The following is a 13,415-nucleotide window of genomic DNA, read 5'->3' as shown; positions in this document are numbered from 1 at the left end:
ACTGCGTTAATGCAAATAATTGCTAGTAAGACTTTTTGAGTGTATTACGGCGCTGCTGCTTTGTGTCAAGGGGAATTATTGAGATTTAATCTCAACTGAGAGCTACTGTACAAATTGAGGGGGAGAAAGCCTCTAGAATGATTGGGTTTGCGTCCTGGTTGCCCTATGCCTAAACGAAAAGACCTCAAAAAGATTCTGCTGATTGGTTCTGGCCCGATTGTGATTGGTCAGGCCTGCGAGTTTGACTATTCAGGAACCCAGGCCTGCAAAGCGCTGAGGGAAGAAGGCTATGAGGTGGTGCTGATCAACTCCAACCCGGCGACGATCATGACCGATCCGGAGATTGCCGATCGCACCTACATCGAGCCGCTGACGCCAGCCGTCGTCGAGCAGGTGATCGCCCAGGAGCGCCCCGACGCGATGCTGCCGACCATGGGCGGCCAAACGGCACTGAACATTGCCGTAGACCTGTCCCGAAACGGAGCCCTAGACCGCTATGGGGTTGAGCTGATTGGAGCAAACCTGGCGGCGATTGAGAAAGCTGAGGACCGGCGGCAGTTTAAGGATGCGATGGCGCGGATTGGGGTCGGCGTCTGTCCCTCAGGGCTGGCTGAAACCTGGGATGAGGCCAAGGAAATCGCCGCCCAGATTGGTTCCTACCCACTGATTATTCGCCCGGCCTACACCATGGGCGGCAGCGGCGGCGGCATTGCCTACAACCAGGAAGAGTTTGAAACGATTGCCCTGTCGGGGCTCGATGCCAGCCCGGTGTCGCAAATTCTGATCGAGCAGTCGCTGCTGGGCTGGAAGGAGTATGAGCTAGAGGTGATGCGAGACCTGGCGGATAACGTGGTGATCATCTGCTCGATCGAGAACCTAGACCCGATGGGCGTCCACACCGGCGACTCGATTACGGTGGCCCCGGCCCAGACCCTGACCGACAAGGAATATCAGCGGCTGCGAGACGCCTCGATTAAAATTATTCGCGAAATTGGGGTGGAAACGGGCGGGTCGAATATTCAGTTTTCGGTCAATCCTGACACCGGCGATGTGATTGTGATCGAGATGAACCCGCGGGTGTCTCGCAGCTCTGCCCTAGCTTCCAAGGCGACGGGCTTCCCGATCGCGAAGTTTGCCGCCAAGCTAGCGGTGGGCTACCAGCTGAACGAAATCTCCAACGACATTACTAAAAAAACGCCCGCTAGCTTTGAGCCGACGATTGACTACGTGGTGACCAAGGTGCCCCGGTTTGCCTTTGAAAAATTTCCGGGGGCCAGCTCGACCCTGACCACGCAGATGAAGTCGGTAGGCGAGGCGATGGCGATTGGCCGCACCTTCCAGGAGTCCTTTCAAAAGGCGCTGCGATCGCTAGAAATTGGCCGGGCGGGCTGGGGCTGCGATCGCAAGGAAAAGCTCCCCACTATTTCCCAGGTCCGGGCCAGCCTGCGCCGTCCCCACCCCGAGCGAATTTTTGCCATCCGCCAGGCCATGCAGCTGGGGCTAGAAGTCGAGGAAATCTACGAGCTGACGGGCATCGATCCCTGGTTTTTGGACAAGCTACAGGCGCTGCTGGTGACCGAGAAATTTATCAAGCGGACGCCGCTGCCGGATATTACTGCCGCCCAGCTGCTGGCAATTAAGCAGCAGGGCTTTAGCGATCGCCAGATCGCCTACGCCTGCAAGCTATCTGAAAATCAGGTGCGTGCCCACCGCAAGTCCCTGGGCGTCCTGCCGGTCTATAAGACCGTCGATACCTGCGCTGCCGAGTTTGAAGCCTACACGCCCTATTACTACTCAACCTACGAGACCGAAACCGAAGTGCAGCCCTCCGACCGCCGCAAGGTGATGATCCTGGGTGGCGGCCCCAACCGGATTGGTCAGGGCATCGAGTTTGACTACTGCTGCTGCCACGCTTCTTTTGCCCTCCAGGCCGACGACTACGAGACGATTATGGTCAACTCCAACCCGGAGACAGTATCGACCGACTACGACACCAGCGACCGGCTTTACTTTGAGCCGCTGACCCAAGAAGACGTGCTGAATATTATCGAAGTCGAAAATCCGGTCGGCGTGATTATCCAGTTTGGCGGCCAGACGCCGCTGAAGCTGGCCGTGCCGCTCCAGACCTACCTGAGCGAAGAAGCCGAGCAGAACGGCATCACCACGCAGATTTGGGGCACCTCCCCCGACTCGATTGACATTGCCGAAGACCGGGAGCGGTTCGAGCAGATTCTCTGGGACTTAGATATTAAACAGCCGCCCAATGGGATTGCCCGCAGCTATGAGGGGGCGCTCAGCATTGCTCAGAAAGTTAGCTACCCGGTCGTGGTTCGGCCCAGCTACGTGCTAGGTGGCCGAGCGATGGAAATTGTCTACTCCGATGCCGAGCTAGAGCGCTATATGACGACGGCGGTGCAGGTGGAGCCCGACCACCCGATCCTGATCGATAAATTTTTGCAGGATGCGGTAGAGGTAGACGTGGATGCGCTCTGCGATCGCACCGGCCAGGCCATGATTGGCGGCATCATGGAGCATATTGAGCAGGCAGGAATCCACTCCGGCGATTCGGCCTGCTCAATTCCGACCATTTCGCTCAAGCCAGCCGCGCTTGAGACGATTCGCGATTGGACGCTGAAGCTGGCCCAGCGGCTCCAGGTGGTGGGCCTGATGAATATTCAGTTTGCCGTCCAGGGCGAGCAGGTCTATATTTTGGAAGCCAACCCCCGTGCCTCTCGCACGGTGCCCTTTGTCTCCAAGGCGACGGGGCTACCGCTAGCTCAGATCGCCGTGCGCCTAATGTCGGGTAAAACCCTGGCGGAGCTAGGGATTGAAGAAGTGATGCCGCCCCACATCTCGGTGAAAGAGGCTGTGCTGCCGTTCAATAAATTTCCTGGCACCGATACGCTGCTAGGCCCCGAAATGCGCTCGACCGGCGAAGTCATGGGAATCGATACTGAGTTTGGCCGGGCCTTTGCTAAGGCAGAGCTAGCCGCCGGACAGGCGTTGCCGCTAGCAGGCCGGGTATTTATCTCGCTGAATGACCGCGATAAGCCCGCGGTTGGGCCGATTGCCAAAGAATTCTCAGCCCTGGGATTCGCCCTGCTGGCTACCGCCGGGACCCGCCAGGTGCTGCTAGACAGCGGCGTTGACGTAGACCTAGTGCTGAAGGTACACGAAGGCCGCCCCCATGTGATTGACTCGATTAAGAATCGGGATATTCAGCTGATTATTAACTCGCCGTCAGGGGAAGCAGCCCAGGAAGACGACCGCAGCATTCGCCGGGCCGCCTTGGACTATAAAATTCCCACCATTACCACCCTAGCCGGGGCACGGGCGGCCCTGGCAGCGATTCGTTCGCTCCAGGGGGAGACGCTGTCGGTCAAGGCGCTGCAGGACTACGTGCAGCAGGCCCTGGCGGACTGAGGCTTAAATGGTGGCACTAGGACTGTGAGTTGGCGGGCTCTTCAGGCGGTTCTGCCGGGCGGAGCGGGGCCGGTTCAGGCTCCACCAGGCGAAAAATCTGGGCCTGCTCCTCTAGGGAAGCGGCGAGGTCGGGCTTACCCTGCTCCTTCAGCAGGGCGGCAGCCTGCTCGTAGTCTGTCGCGATCGCGTCTCGAACCTCCGGTTCTAGGCTCTGGGGACCGGCAAAGTTTTCGCCCAGGGCGAGGTAGGCTGCCCCGAGGTAGGCGTTGGCTCGGCCCAAATAGACGCTGGGCTGAGAGTCGTCAAGCGCGATCGCGGCGGTGAAGGCCTCAACCGAGTCCGTGTAGTCCTCTGAGTTAAACAGCTGCACGGCGCGGTCAAACACCTGCTCATATTCGGTGGTGGGATGCACCTCAACTGCGTAGCTGCCGCCTTCCCCTGAAAAGGAAGTGGCAACGACGGTATAGCTGCCGGTCTCGGGCAGCGTAATGATAATGGTCGAGTCGAGTACGCTGGCGTAGTCGTCGTTCCTGGCAATCTCTTCGCCGTCGGGATCGAGCAGCGATAGCACCGGGTCGAATTCGCTGCTGGTGAGGGTAATCGTTAAGGTTTGGTCGGCCTCGCCCTCAAAGCTGTAGGTGTCCTGCATGGGGGCTAATGTGCCCTCCTGCTGCAGCAGGCTTTGAGCAGCGGCGGGCTGAGGCAAAAAGCCTACCGTCCCGGTCAGGGCAGCCGTCAGCAGCAGCCCTACAGGTCCCGACAGTTGCGCTAGCTTACCCATAGTTCCATCATCCTCATTAATTCAGCAGCTCAATTTTTGATCTATGCGCTTGAACAGCTTAACCCAGCCCACCGGCAGGCTTTAAAATACAGGGACAATAATTCCATCTGGCCACATGCGGCTGCTAACTGAGCTGCTCTCTAGAGGTGAAGCCATGCTTAAAGGAATCAAACTGCTTAGCTGGGCAGCGGCGCTCTCGCTCGCCGGCGCGACCGCGCTGCCGGTCAGGGCTGAGATTCAGCTGCCGCCACCGGAGGAAATTCCCGAGGAGATCCTGCGGACGGAAATTATTACTGAGGCGCGATCGCCCCTTAACGGCGAGCCGCTATCTCCGGCGGCCTATGCCGAGCTCCAGGCTCAGCTCGAAGCGCGGCAGACGACACCGACAGTTCGCTCTGACCTGCGCCAGCTGATTTTGCTGCTGCAAATTCGACGCGGCCTTAAGCCAATTTTGCCATTTCTGCCTTAGCACAGATGACAGATTGTTCGCAGTTATGAAGAATATGAGTCAATGGGTCCGGCTGCGGTCCGCTAAGCTTTGTTAAGCTGATATTACTAATAAGGCGTACGCTTAAGGGAATATGTCGCCCTAACGGATAAAATCAGCCGCTTTAACCTCTAATTTTTTGTATACAACTTCGCTAGGTATTTTTTATGTCGCTAACTGTCGCACCTGAGCAAATCGATCGGATTGTCTGGAATCAGCATCAAAATCCCTTCGAGATCTTAGGTCCCCACCGCATCAATCAGAACGGCAAAACCGTCTGGGCGGTGCGGGCCTATCTGCCCCAGGCGGATGCGGCCTGGGTGGTATTGCCAGAAACGCGGCAAGAGTACCCAATGCAGAACGATCAGCATCCCAACTTTTTTGAAGGCATCGTTGACATCACAGAGCCGCTCAACTACCAAATTCGCTACAAAGAAGGTCCTCACGAGCACATTATTCATGACCCCTATGCCTTTAAATCCCCAGCGCTGACAGAGTTTGATGTTCACCTGTTCAGCGAGGGCAACCACCACCGCATCTATGAAAAGTTAGGGGCTCATGCCACTACCGTGAACGGCGTGGCGGGCGTTTACTTTGCGCTATGGGCCCCCAATGCCCGCAATGTTTCGGTGCTGGGTGACTTCAACCACTGGGACGGGCGTAAGCACCAGATGCGCAAGGGTGGCGGCGGTATTTGGGATTTGTTCATCCCTGGCATCGGCCCCGGCGCGGCCTACAAATACGAAGTCAAAAACGCTGACGGTCATATTTACGAAAAGTCAGATCCCTACGGCTTTCAGCAGGAGGTGAGACCTAAGACCGCTTCAATCGTCACCGATTTGGATAGCTATCCCTGGCAGGACGAAGCCTGGATGGAGCGCCGCCGTCAGACCGACCCGACCACGCAGCCAATCTCGGTCTATGAGCTGCACCTGGGCTCCTGGCTGCACGGCTCCTCGGCTACGCCGGCCAAGCGACCCGATGGCACGGAGATGCCAGTCGTTACCGTCGCCGACCTGAAGCCCGGCGCGCGCTTCCTCACCTATCGCGAACTGGCCGATCGGCTGGTTCCCTATATCAAGGAGCTGGGCTTTACTCATGTAGAGCTGCTGCCGATTGCTGAACATCCCTTCGACGGCTCCTGGGGCTATCAGGTGACGGGCTACTACGCGGCGACCTCCCGCTATGGCACTCCCGAAGATCTGATGTATTTTATCGATCAGTGCCACCAAAACAATATTGGCGTACTCGTAGACTGGGTGCCGGGCCACTTTCCCAAAGACGGTCACGGTCTGGCCTTCTTTGACGGCTCACATCTATATGAGCATGCCGACCCGCAGAAAGGCGAGCACAAGGAGTGGGGCACGCTGGTTTTCAACTATGCCCGCTACGAGGTGCGCAACTTCCTCGCGGCGAATGCCCTGTTCTGGTTTGATAAATACCACATCGACGGCATTCGGGTAGACGCAGTGGCCTCGATGCTCTATCTGGACTACAACCGCAAAGAGGGCGAGTGGTCGCCCAACGAGTACGGCGGTCGTGAAAATATTGAGGCGGCAGATTTTCTCCGCCAGGTCAACCACCTGATCTTTAGCTACTATCCCGGTGCTATCTCCGTCGCGGAAGAATCGACTTCCTGGCCGATGGTGTCCTGGCCCACCTACGTCGGCGGCTTGGGTTTCAACTTCAAGTGGAACATGGGCTGGATGCATGACATGCTGGACTACTTCCATATGGATCCCTGGTTCCGCCAGTTCCACCAGAACAACGTCACCTTTAGCATCTGGTATGCCTTCAGCGAAAACTTTATGCTGGCCCTGTCCCACGATGAGGTGGTGCATGGAAAAGGCAGCATGATTGGCAAAATGCCGGGAGACGACTGGCAGAAGTTTGCCAATCTGCGCTGCCTCTATGCCTACATGTTTACCCATCCCGGTAAGAAGACAATGTTTATGGGCATGGAGTTTGGCCAGTGGAGCGAGTGGAACGTCTGGGGCGACCTCGAATGGCATTTGCTTCAGTTTGATGGTCACAAGCAGCTGAAGCACTGCATTGAGCGGCTCAATACGATCTACCGCAATGAGCCCGCGCTGCATACCCAGGACTTCACCCAGGAGGGGTTTGAGTGGGTAGACTGTAGCGACAACCGCCACAGCGTGGCCTCTTTCCTGCGCTATGACCTAGACAGCGAAGTCTTTATCCTGACGGTGTGCAACTTCACGCCGCAGCCCCACAGCCATTATCGGGTTGGGGTTCCCACTCGGGGCTACTACCAGGAGCTGTTCAACAGCGACGCTCGCGAGTTTGGCGGCAGCAATATCGGCAACCTGGGTGGTAAGTGGTCAGAGGATTGGGCCTATCACAACCGCGAATATTCCCTAGACCTGACCCTGCCGCCTTTGGGTGTCATCATGCTCAAGCTCGACCGGGAAAAGACCGCCGCTGCCGAAAGTAAGGCATAGCCTTGTAGAGTGCGTTGCGGCCAAGCAAACGCACCCCGTTGAGCAGGCTTTAGTGAGCGCTCGGCACGTAGGCCTGATTTTGCTCGGCCTCAGACAGATCGGCCAGGGTCAGGTCCTGCCTCAGTTCGCGGCCGTTGGGGCCGACAATCTGCCGGGGCAGATTTTGCCGATCGACCACCTGACGCGTATTCATGTTGTATGTGGTATAGACAGTTTCCGGCACGTCTAGAAAAATATCCATCACCGTCAGGGTTTGAAAGGGGGCTCCAGTGGAGTTGAGCAGCGATCGCGGTCCGCTGCCCAGCGCCCCGGCATGGAGAAAATTCAGCTGCCCGGCATGGCCGGGAAAATAGGCATGGTGATGGCCGCTGATGTAGGTGCTGACTTGGTGACGCTCCAGCATGGCTCGCAGCTGGTCAGCCTGGTTGAGGATTTCACCGGCGCGATCGCGCCCCTGGGAAACGGCATAAAACGGCAGATGCCCCAGCACAATCCGCAGCTTGGCGCTTTGGGCCTCGGGACTGCCCAGGCTGCGGTCGGCCCAGGCCACCTGCTCCGGGGCCACATTGGCGGAGGAAGCGTCCCACACCAGGTAGAAAATGTCGTTTTGCTTAAAGCTGTAGTAGTAGGGGAAGCCCGCGTCTTCGATAAAGCTGAGGGCGGTGTCGGGCTCATGGGCCTGCCAGAACCGAGATGCTTCCTGGCGGTCGAGGACGTAGACGAACTCGCCCTGCTGCTTAACGCTAGAGGCGTCGTGGTTGCCAACGGTGAAGGCAAAGGGCAGCCCAGCCGCCCGAATCGAAGATAGAATCTGGCGGTCAAAGGCCGTCCACATCGCCTCAATTTCGGGCTGGGTGAGCGAAATACTCTGGCCCGCGACCATATCGCCGCCGCAAATTACCAGATCGGGCTGCCAATCCGGCAGCATCTGCACACCTTCGATCACCTCCTGGCGATAGTCAGTAGAGCCGTAGCGGCTGTTGAGGTCGCTGATCACGACTACTCGAATGTCGCCTCGCGGCGGCGCGTAGAGGCCGGAGGGGCCAATGTTTTGACGGACAGCGGGCGCAGCTGCCAAGTTCGCTTCAGGGCCAACTTCTTTGGTAGCGATGGCGACAGGCTCAGCTTCGGCCTGGCGGCTGGAACGCTGGAGCGCAATGACGGGGGCGGCTCCCAGAGCAAGGCCCCCCAGTAGGATAAAGCGGCGACGGTTGAAGCTCATATTCTCTAGGATTTAACTAATTACGCTTTTCACAGCCTCCATTATGAAGCTATTTGAGCCGATGTCGCTGTCGCCTGACTGACTCGGCAGGATAGGGGTCTCAACTGTGGCCAGCAGCTCAGGATTTTCGCTCAGTCCCAGGGTAGTCATCGGCTGCTTTGGCGGATACAGGGCGATGAACTGGCGGATGGCCGGGGCAATTCCGGCATCGGGGCCAATCAGATAGGAAACGCGATCGCCGATCACCATCCTCAGACCAATCTCTTCAGCAGCAGCAGCCAGCGCCTCAGCCGTTACGCCCTGGGGTGTAAAAAACGCCTCGCTAAACTCCCGGGCCTTGGCCCGGTGAGCGGCGGCAGCTGAGAGTCCCAGCAGCAGCTGAGCTTTCTCAGCTGAGAGGTCACCAAAGCCCTGAAGCGGATACTGCACCAGGTTTGCCAGCACCCTTAGCCCGGCCCGGGCCTGAACGTGGGGACAGCCCAGCTGAACTAAGCGATAGCCGTCCTCCGGTTCACCTACGTTGGTAAAGCCTTGATTAGCCGGAATGAAAATGCCGCTGCCGGTCTCGACGATGAAGGGAAGCGTCAGCGGCAGCAGCGCTTCGACTTCAGCCCTGGTTTTGTGAGTGACGGGCACGATCAGGAGCTGGGAAGATGAGCTTAGCTTGGTAGCAATGACTGCTAGCTGATCAGCTGGAAGGCTATCTAAATCGACAAATAAAATCGCTGAGGTCATTGTCCTGGGCAGAAGAGGCTGAGGTTTTCTATCCTAATGAAAGCGGATTGCCGGGTAGATATGAGTAAACAGACTGAGATGACGATCGCGGTCGTCGGCGATGTTCACGATCTTTGGGAAGCCGAAGACGCTGCTGCGCTAAGGCATTTGAAGGCCGACCTAGTGCTGTTTTTGGGCGACTATGGCAACGAGTCGGTGGAAATCGTCCGGCAGATTGCGGCGGTAGACCTGCCCAAGGCCGCCGTGCTGGGCAACCATGACGCTCATTATTCCGCCAGCAGCAAGGGTCAGCAAAAATGTCCCTACGACCGCGCTCGGGAAGACCGGGTGCAGCAGCAGCTGGACCTGCTGGGCGCAGACCATGTCGGCTATGGGCGACGGGAGTTTCCCCATCTGGGCCTTTCCGTCGTCGGGGCGCGGCCCTTCAGCTGGGGCGGCTCGTCCTGGCGCTATCGGCAATTTTATCGCGATCGCTTTGGGGTCAAAAGTTTTCAAGAATCGACGGCAAAGATGATGGCGGCGGTGAAAAGCGCTGAGCAGGAAACGCTGATTTTCATGGGCCATGTCGGGCCGTATGGTTTGGGGAGCCAGCCCGAAGACCCCTGCGGTAAGGACTGGGAGCCGATGGGCGGTGACTGCGGCGATCCTGATTTTGCAGATGCGATCGTGCAGTCTAGGCAGGTCGGCAAACATATTCCGCTGGTCGCCTTTGGTCACATGCACCACCGGCTGCGCCACACTCAGGACTATCCGCGCAAGCGGGTCGTCGTAGACGCGGCAGGGACAGTTTATCTCAACGCGGCCAACGTACCTCGGATTGTTGATACTGGGACCGACCGGCTGAGAAGCTTTTCGCTGGTGACGCTGGCGGCCGGGCAGGTGAAAACCATTTCGCTAGTCTGGCTGAATCAAGCTTTCGAGACCGTATCGACCGAATTGCTCTATGCTAATCAGTCCAGCCTGAAGTAGGCTGCCTAGCCGTCGCTAGCTTTTGCTCACGTCGGGCAGCTTGCTATCATAGAATAATGACCGTGTCGTTATTGACCGTCATGACCGATGAGGCATGACCGACCGTTGGAGAGGTGGCAGAGTGGTCGAATGCGCTCGACTTGAAATCGAGTGTACGCAAGTACCGTGGGTTCGAATCCCACCCTCTCCGTTGATTGGCCATTAGCAGCCAGATTCCGTCCGTTCAACTTCAGTTTGTATGCACACCGCTTCAATTTCCAAACCTAACTGGCCCAGTCTATTGGCTGATATCGTGCTGGTGGGAATGGCCTCTGGGCCGCTCGCGGCTCCCTTCCTGGCGTCGGCAAACCTGCCGCTGCTGCCCCAGATTGCCGACATTATCTACTGGATGGGGATGCACGTCTGTCCGCAGCCCGACATGGGGATAGCGCTATCGCCGCCCCAGATTATGGCGGTCTGTATGCGCTGCTATGGTACCGTCACCGGACTGGTGCTGATGCGGCTGCTCTACCGGCAGGACGGTGGGCAAGCAGCCTACTGGCTGCATCAGTATGGCATTCTAGGGTTTGTGCTGACGATTGGGCTGTGCCTGATGTACCCGGCGGAGCTGGTGGCGCAGCAGCTGGGCTGGTGGGGCTACAGCAACTGGATTGTGACGCCCTTTGGCCTGCTGGCCGGTCTAGGACTAGGGGCATACATCATGCCGTTGCTCCATAGGAACGTCAATCCCAAGCATTCTGAATTTGGTTAGGGCGGGCGGAGCTTTCCCCATAGAATAGAGAGCGATTGCTTAATTTCGGCTTCGATCACCCAATTTGGATTTTGGTTATCTGTGAAACTGTTCGTCTATCACACGCCTGAGGAAGCACCCGCTGACCAGGTTCCAGACTGCGCGATCGCGATCGACGTGCTGCGGGCGACCACGACCATTGCCGCTGCCTTCCAGGCCGGGGCGGAAGCGGTGCAGGTGTTTAGCGACCTCGACCGGCTGATTCAGGTGAGCGAACAATGGCCCGCCGACCGACGAATTCGGGCGGGCGAACGCGGCGGTGAGCGCGTAGACGGGTTTGACTTGGGCAATTCGCCCCTGGACCACAGCCGCGATCGCACTCAGGGACGGCGGCTGTTTATGAGCACCACCAACGGCACCCGCTGCCTGGAGCGAATTCAACAGGCCCCGCTGGTAATGACGGCGGCCCTGACCACCCGGCAGGCGACGGTCAAGGCGCTGCTGTCAAAGCAGCCCGAGACGGTTTGGCTAGTCGGCTCCGGCTGGGAGGGCAGCTATTCGCTGGAAGATACGGTCTGTGCCGGGGCGATTGTCCACAGCCTGATTGACCAGACCGGGTTGAGTTTTAAGGAGCTGGCGGGGAATGATGCCGCGATCGCGTCAGTTAGCCTCTTTCTCCAGTGGCAGGGCCAGCTGCTAGAGCTGATGCGCCACGCCACTCATGGCCAGCGGCTGCTCAAGCAGCATCAGCTCGCCGATTTGGAATACTGCGCCCAGCTAGACGTTTCAGACATGGTGCCGGTTCAGCGAGAGCCGGGGGTTCTATCGGTATAACGACAAAAAACGGCGACGATAGTTCTAGAGCAGCTATGCACGGATGTTACTCTCTATTACTCTAAGTTCTTTGTGCCAGCCAGAGATATATACCACAACACGGTAAAGCGTGCCCTTCAAAAAGATGGGTGGACAATTACGCATGACCCGTTTCCGCTTAAGATTGGAAAAAAGCGTTTGTCAGCTGATCTAGGCGCAGAGCGCCTTATTAGTGCCGAGAGGGGATTGCAAAAAATTATTGTTGAGATAAAAAGTTTTGTAGGGCAGTCTGATGTCAAAGATTTAGAACAAGCATTGGGTCAGTACGTCTTGTATCATCAAATTCTAAACGAGATGGGAACTGATCGAAGCCTTTATCTGGCCGTATCTCAGCCAACCTATAACAGCGTGTTCACTATAGAATTAGGACAAGTACTCCTCAAGAATCAGGTGATCAAATTAATCGTCTTCGATGATGAAAGCGAGGTAATTGTACAATGGATACCCAGTTAAGTTACCAAAGCATTATCAAGAATGTTCTTCAAGATCATGCGAACTATCGCGCAGATCTTCCTGATGGTTACACCTGTCAGGTCGTATTCGATGATGAACGAGGGCAGTATCTCATTTTAGACTTGGGTTGGGACGGTGATAGATATCTCCATGCGACACCGATTCATATCAGTCTGATTGAGAATAAGGTTTGGATTCAGTATGATGATACTGAGGAAGGCGTGGCGACTGATTTGATGGCTGCGGGCATTTTTAGAGAAGATATAGTCTTAGGATTCCGTCATCCAAAAATACGGCAGCATACGGGTTTTGCCGTGGCATGATACGGTGTTCTGCTTCTGCGTTTGAGTGGCTTTTGATTGGTGAACGATGCCGCGATCGCGTCAGTCAGCCTCTTTCTCCAATGGCAAAACCAGCTGCTAGAGCTGATGCGCCACGCCACCCACGGCCAGCGGCTGCTCAAGCAGCATCAGCTCGCCGACCTGGAATACTGCGCTCAGCTAGACGTTTCCGACATCGTCCCGGTTCAGCAAGAGCCGGGGGTTTTAGCCGTCTAACGACTCAAATCAGCGGCAGAAGACAACCTTAAACTCAGCAGCAATGGCTCGCAACTGTCCGCTGCATTTGAATTGTTAGCTTTTTGCGAAAGTCTAAAATTAATAAGATTTTCTCGAAGGGAAACATATTTTCTATATAATAGCTAACACCGCTAGCTAAAGCTTAATTATTAGGATCAAGGAATATGATTATACCCCTGAAGATCACTATCTAAAGACCATATAAAAATACGGTGATTGGGCGTTATCCTAATCGTCTTCTCCCACTCTTTGATTATAGATAAGTCCCCCATGCCTGCGCCACGCATTGCTGAATCAGGAAAGTTACTTAGCCATTCTCCAACCTCCTCTATATCTGGCAGTTGCATAACTTGCCAAGGTGCTTCCCCTTTTATCGCTTTCTTGACTTGCTCGATGAAAACTTCAGCAAATTGACGTCGGTTTCTACCATCACTAAGTTGAGCAATATGATTCCCTGTTTCATAGACGGCAGCCATAGGTAGCAGAAGATTAGTACTTTCTTCAAGTAAATTTTTCAAACATTGCATTACCTGAGTTCGCTCACTATTCATATGAGGAATGTCGAGAACATTACAGGTAGCCGTTCAGGGGGTTACGAGCGAATGGTAGCTGTAGAGCTGACTGCGGGCTCAGGCAATAGGCTAGGCGGCAACTGGTCATTGCGAGCCGCTCGGCAAGCCTGAGTCAAGAACGCTAATACGT

The 13,415-nt window shown here is 56.3% G+C and carries 13 protein-coding genes and 1 tRNA gene; 10 read left to right on the top strand and 4 right to left on the bottom strand.

Translation table 11 applies throughout. From position 1 onward, the window contains the following. The first annotated feature begins 165 nt into the window (after window positions 1-165). The gene (gene carB, locus IQ241_RS18850; RefSeq protein WP_193910179.1) at window positions 166-3,423 is read left to right on the top strand and encodes a carbamoyl-phosphate synthase large subunit; all 3,258 of its coding nucleotides are present in this window, start codon (window positions 166-168) and stop codon (window positions 3,421-3,423) included. Window positions 3,424-3,439: 16 nt separating this feature from the next. Here the strand turns inward: carB and IQ241_RS18845 are convergent, their stop codons facing one another. Then, window positions 3,440-4,204, bottom strand: coding sequence for a PPC domain-containing protein (locus IQ241_RS18845; RefSeq protein ID WP_193910177.1), 765 nt, complete (start codon window positions 4,202-4,204; stop codon window positions 3,440-3,442). A gap of 115 nt (window positions 4,205-4,319) precedes the next feature. Here IQ241_RS18845 and IQ241_RS18840 point away from each other — a divergent pair, with 115 nt between their 5' ends. Then, on the top strand, window positions 4,320-4,673 hold the full coding sequence (locus tag IQ241_RS18840; RefSeq protein ID WP_228021849.1) for a hypothetical protein: 354 nt from the start codon (window positions 4,320-4,322) through the stop codon (window positions 4,671-4,673). 185 nt (window positions 4,674-4,858) lie between these two features. Next, a complete protein-coding gene (gene glgB / locus IQ241_RS18835) occupies window positions 4,859-7,153 on the top strand; it encodes a 1,4-alpha-glucan branching protein GlgB (protein WP_193910175.1) in 2,295 nt (764 codons plus the stop codon). Between the two features lie 49 nt (window positions 7,154-7,202). Here the strand turns inward: glgB and IQ241_RS18830 are convergent, their stop codons facing one another. Further along, on the bottom strand, window positions 7,203-8,375 hold the full coding sequence (locus IQ241_RS18830; protein WP_193910173.1) for a metallophosphoesterase family protein: 1,173 nt from the start codon (window positions 8,373-8,375) through the stop codon (window positions 7,203-7,205). Between the two features lie 12 nt (window positions 8,376-8,387). Continuing rightward, window positions 8,388-9,110 (bottom strand): HAD family hydrolase, encoded by a 723-nt coding sequence (locus tag IQ241_RS18825; RefSeq protein ID WP_193910171.1) that lies wholly within the window; start codon window positions 9,108-9,110, stop codon window positions 8,388-8,390. A 60-nt stretch (window positions 9,111-9,170) separates the two neighbouring features. Between IQ241_RS18825 and IQ241_RS18820 the strand changes: the two genes are divergently transcribed. The 7 genes from IQ241_RS18820 (at window position 9,171) to IQ241_RS18790 (ending at window position 12,692) form a co-directional block, all read left to right on the top strand. After that, window positions 9,171-10,079 carry a TIGR04168 family protein gene (locus IQ241_RS18820; protein WP_193910169.1) on the top strand — a complete coding sequence of 303 codons (909 nt, stop codon included), beginning with the start codon at window positions 9,171-9,173 and terminating at the stop codon, window positions 10,077-10,079. A 107-nt stretch (window positions 10,080-10,186) separates the two neighbouring features. After that, window positions 10,187-10,269: transfer RNA gene (locus IQ241_RS18815), tRNA-Ser, on the top strand. 48 nt (window positions 10,270-10,317) lie between these two features. Beyond that, entirely contained in the window at window positions 10,318-10,830 is a 513-nt protein-coding gene (locus IQ241_RS18810) for a DUF2085 domain-containing protein (protein WP_193910168.1), read from the top strand. A gap of 81 nt (window positions 10,831-10,911) precedes the next feature. Next, on the top strand, window positions 10,912-11,643 hold the full coding sequence (locus tag IQ241_RS18805; RefSeq protein WP_193910166.1) for a 2-phosphosulfolactate phosphatase family protein: 732 nt from the start codon (window positions 10,912-10,914) through the stop codon (window positions 11,641-11,643). Window positions 11,644-11,715: 72 nt separating this feature from the next. Beyond that, window positions 11,716-12,135 (top strand): XisH family protein, encoded by a 420-nt coding sequence (locus IQ241_RS18800; protein WP_193910164.1) that lies wholly within the window; start codon window positions 11,716-11,718, stop codon window positions 12,133-12,135. Next, the gene (locus IQ241_RS18795; RefSeq protein WP_193910162.1) at window positions 12,120-12,458 is read left to right on the top strand and encodes a XisI protein; all 339 of its coding nucleotides are present in this window, start codon (window positions 12,120-12,122) and stop codon (window positions 12,456-12,458) included. The genes IQ241_RS18800 and IQ241_RS18795 overlap by 16 nt, the downstream gene beginning before the upstream one ends. Window positions 12,459-12,497: 39 nt before the next feature. Next, entirely contained in the window at window positions 12,498-12,692 is a 195-nt protein-coding gene (locus IQ241_RS18790) for a 2-phosphosulfolactate phosphatase (RefSeq protein WP_322743707.1), read from the top strand. Window positions 12,693-12,868: 176 nt separating this feature from the next. Here the strand turns inward: IQ241_RS18790 and IQ241_RS18785 are convergent, their stop codons facing one another. After that, a complete protein-coding gene (locus tag IQ241_RS18785; RefSeq protein WP_193910158.1) occupies window positions 12,869-13,264 on the bottom strand; it encodes a hypothetical protein in 396 nt (131 codons plus the stop codon). Window positions 13,265-13,415: the final 151 nt, after the last annotated feature.

It is taken from the genome of Vasconcelosia minhoensis LEGE 07310, assembly GCF_015207255.1.
Lineage (GTDB): Bacteria > Cyanobacteriota > Cyanobacteriia > Phormidesmidales > Phormidesmidaceae > Vasconcelosia > Vasconcelosia minhoensis.
Note: the sequence above shows the minus strand (reverse complement) of the source record. Positions and strands in the feature narration are given on the sequence as shown.